Here is a 924-nt window from a genome sequence, read left to right as displayed (position 1 = left end):
GAGCTGGTCCACCATCGTGTTCAGCGTTTCCTTCAGCTGAAGGATCTCGCCCGACACGTTCACCGTGATCTTCTTCGACAGATCGCCCTTGGCGACGGCGGTTGCGACCTCGGCGATGTTGCGGACCTGGCCGGTGAGGTTGGAGGCCATCGAGTTGACGCTGTCGGTGAGGTCCTTCCAGGTGCCGCCGACGCCGCGGACGACGGCCTGGCCGCCAAGCTTGCCTTCGGTGCCGACTTCGCGCGCGACGCGCGTCACTTCGCCGGCGAAGGCGTTGAGCTGGTCCACCATGGTGTTGATGGTGTCCTTCAGCTCGAGGATCTCGCCGCGCACGTCCACCGTGATCTTCTTCGACAGATCGCCGCCGGCGACCGCCGTCGTCACCTCGGCGATGTTGCGGACCTGAGCGGTCAGGTTCGACGCCATTGAGTTGACGCTCTCGGTGAGGTCCTTCCAGGTGCCGGCGACGCCGAGCACGTTGGCCTGGCCGCCGAGCCGCCCTTCGGTGCCGACCTCGCGCGCCACGCGCGTCACTTCGCCGGCGAAGGCGTTGAGCTGGTCGACCATGGTGTTGAGCGTCTCCTTCAGCTGAAGGATTTCGCCCGAGACGTTCACCGTGATCTTCTTCGAGAGGTCGCCGCTCGCGATGGCGGTGGCGACGTCGGCGATGTTGCGGACCTGCGCGGTCAGGTTCGAGGCCATGAAGTTGACGTTGTCGGTGAGGTCCTTCCAGGTGCCGGCCACACCAGGCACCTGGGCCTGGCCGCCGAGCTTGCCTTCGGTGCCGACCTCGCGCGCCACGCGCGTCACTTCCGAGGCGAAGGAGTTGAGCTGGTCCACCATGGTGTTGATGGTGTCCTTCAGCTCGAGGATCTCGCCGCGCACGTCCACCGTGATCTTGCGCGAGAGGTCGCCGCGCGCCAC

General features: G+C 66.2%; 1 protein-coding gene. It reads right to left on the bottom strand.

Annotated features, from left to right (window positions below; translation table 11 throughout):
- Positions 1 to 924: HAMP domain-containing protein (locus SE92_RS15070; protein ID WP_157095885.1), on the bottom strand; the 924-nt coding region annotated here is incomplete at both ends.

Origin of the sequence: Bradyrhizobium sp. AT1 (genome assembly GCF_001590795.1) — a bacterium.
GTDB lineage: Bacteria > Pseudomonadota > Alphaproteobacteria > Rhizobiales > Xanthobacteraceae > Bradyrhizobium.
Note: the sequence above shows the minus strand (reverse complement) of the source record. Positions and strands in the feature narration are given on the sequence as shown.